Below are 2950 nucleotides of genomic sequence, written 5' to 3'. Positions count from 1 at the left end.
ACGTGGTGCTGATCGGCCACCACGAGACTTCGGGCAACGCCGCGCATTACGAGTCGCAACTCGATGCCGCGTTCGACCTGTACCAGCGCGTCGGCGTGCCGGCGGTGAAGACCGGCTATGTGGCCGATGCCAGCCAGGCCAAGGTCACCGGCACCGACGGCAAGCGCCACTATGCGTGGCACGAGGGACAGGACATGGCGCGCCACCACCTGAAGGTGGTGACCGAGGCGGCGAAGCGCCATATCGCTGTCAATCCGCACGAGCCGATCAAGGACAGCGGCCTGCGCCGCACCTATCCGAACTGGATCACCCGAGAAGGCGCGCGCGGCATGGAGTTCAGCGCCTGGGGCCAGCCCGGCAATCCGCCGGAGCACGAGGCCAACCTGGTGTTCACCCGCCTGCTCGCCGGGCCGATGGACTACACGCCGGGCATCTTCGGCATGAAGACGCGCTCCACCGACGGCATTGCCACCACCTGGGCCAAGCAGCTCTCGCTGTATGTCGTCATCTACAGCCCGCTGCAGATGGCCGCGGATCTCCTCGAGAACTATGAGAAGAACCCGGCGCCGTTCCAGTTCATCAAGGACGTGCCGGTGGACTGGGACGACACCCGCGTGCTGAACGGTGAAGTGGGCGACTACGTGACCATCGCCCGCAAAGAGCGCGGCGGCCCGAACTGGTACCTCGGCGCGCTGACCGACGAAGACGGCCGCACGCTCAGCGTGCCGTTGTCGTTCCTCGACGAAGGCCGTCGTTACACCGCGCAGATCTACCGCGACGGCGACAAGGCCAACTGGAAGACCGCGCCGCAGGACATCGCGATCGAGGAGCGCAGCGTGACGCGCGGCGACACGCTGACGCTGAAGCTGGCACCGGGTGGCGGCCAGGCGATCCGCTTCGTCGCCCAGTGAAGTGGACCTGGTTGTGGGAGCGACGTAAGTCGCGAACCAGGATCAGCGATGTACTAGACCGGCCATCGCGACTGACGTCGCTCCCACAACAGCGGACCGGGCTTGTCGGACGCGGCTCCGTGGCGCACGATTCCCGCCATGAATGATCTCGCGACCGTCGACACGAAGCCCGCCCTGCCCCAGTGCGTCATCAACTGCGTGGTATACGACAAAGGCGGGAAGCGACGCGATATCAGCCTGGACGAGATCAGCGATGTGCTGGCCGTCGACGACGGCAGCTTCATCTGGGTGGGGCTGTACGAGCCGGCGGACGCCATCCTGGAGAAGCTGCAGGAGGAGTTCTGCCTGCACGACCTTGCCGTCGAGGACGCGCAGAACGCACACCAGCGACCGAAGCTGGAGGCCTACGGCAACTCGCTGTTCGTGGCCGTGCATACCGCGCAGGTGGTGGACGACCGCATCAGGTTCGGCGAAACCCACGCCTTCCTCGGCCCGCGCTACCTGGTGACCGTGCGCCACGGCGCGTCGCTGTCGTATGCGCCGGTGCGCGAGCGCGTGCAGCGCGAACCCGACCTGCTCGCGCTCGGTCCGTCGTATGGACTCTATGCGGTGCTCGACTACATCGTCGACAACTACCGGCCGATCATCGACCAGTTCAAGCAGACGCTGGACACGCTGGAGAAGGACATCTTCGCCGACACCTATCGCCGGGTGACGGTGGTGAAGCTGTACGAACTGAAGCGCGAGCTGACCCAGATGCGTCTGGCGGTGGCGCCGCTGCAGGACGTGCTGGCGCAGCTGACCCGCTCGCAGAGCACGCTGATCCCCGAAGAGGTGCGGCTGTACTTCCGCGACGTGCAGGACCATGTGCTGCGTGTCAACGAATACACCGACACGCTGCGCGAAATGCTGACGACGGCACTCAGCGTGAACCTCTCGCTGGTGACGCTGGCCCAGGGCGAGATCGTCAAACGCCTGGGTGCCTGGGCCGCGCTGCTCGCCGCGCCCACCCTGATCACCAGCTGGTACGGCATGAACTTCGAACACATGCCGGAACTCGGCGGACGCTTCGCCTACCCCGTCCTGATCGCGGGCGTGGCGCTGGCGTGTTTCGGCCTGTACCGACTGTTCAAGCGCTCTCGCTGGCTCTGATGCCAGTACGCTTGCGGACTGCGACCAAAGTCGAAGGCTGAATCGGCCATTACGGATTGACCGGCCTCGTGCATGGGGCGACCCTTGTCCCGACTTGTCGGAGGGTTCCCGAATGAACGGTTTTTCCAAGATCGGTTGGGCAGCGCTCGCGCTGCTCGGCGCGGTGTGCCTGGGCGTGGTGGCACTGCGCCAGGGCGAGCAGATCAGCGCGCTGTGGATCGTCGTGGCGGCGGTGTCCATCTACTTGGTGGCGTACCGCTACTACAGCCTGTACATCGCGAAGAACGTGATGGGGCTGGATCCCACCCGCGCGACCCCCGCCCACATCCACAACGATGGCCTGGACTACGTGCCCACCAACAAGCACGTGCTGTTCGGCCACCACTTCGCCGCCATCGCAGGTGCTGGCCCGCTGGTGGGCCCGGTGCTCGCCGCGCAGATGGGCTACCTGCCCGGCATGCTCTGGCTGATCGCCGGCGTGGTGCTGGCGGGCGCGGTGCAGGACTTCATGGTCCTGTTCATCTCGAGCCGTCGCAACGGCCGTTCGCTGGGTGATCTGGTTCGCGAGGAAATGGGCCAGGTGGCAGGCACCATCGCGCTATTCGGCGCGTTCCTGATCATGATCATCATCCTGGCGGTGCTGGCGATGATCGTGGTGAAGGCGCTGGCCGAAAGCCCGTGGGGCATGTTCACGGTGATCGCCACGATGCCCATTGCGATCTTCATGGGCATCTACATGCGCTACATCCGCCCGGGGAAGATCGGCGAGATCTCGGTGGTCGGCATCATCCTGCTGCTGCTGGCCATCTGGTTCGGCGGCAAGGTCGGCGCGCATCCCACGTGGGGTCCGGCGTTCACCTTCACCGGCACCCAGATCACCTGGATGC

Annotated in this window: 3 protein-coding genes; all 3 read left to right on the top strand. The window is 65.6% G+C overall.

The window, feature by feature from the left end; genetic code table 11:
- Positions 1-911 (top strand): glycoside hydrolase family 97 C-terminal domain-containing protein (locus AC04L7_RS15730; protein ID WP_475513374.1); only part of this gene is annotated, 911 nt, incomplete at its 5' end.
- 138 nt (positions 912-1049) lie between these two features.
- The gene (gene corA / locus AC04L7_RS15725; RefSeq protein ID WP_435999880.1) at positions 1050-2063 is read left to right on the top strand and encodes a magnesium/cobalt transporter CorA; all 1014 of its coding nucleotides are present in this window, start codon (positions 1050-1052) and stop codon (positions 2061-2063) included.
- A gap of 112 nt (positions 2064-2175) precedes the next feature.
- The coding region (locus AC04L7_RS15720; protein ID WP_475513373.1) for a carbon starvation CstA family protein at positions 2176-2950 on the top strand (775 nt) is incomplete at its 3' end.

This window comes from Pseudoxanthomonas sp. LjRoot204_2, assembly GCF_056175765.1.
This window is presented reverse-complemented; position numbering and strand designations above follow the sequence as displayed.

Coding starts and splice junctions, on each gene's coding strand:
- corA (WP_435999880.1), top strand. CDS start 1,050: ATGAATGATCTCGCGACCGTCGACACGAAGCCCGCCCTGCCCCAGTGC.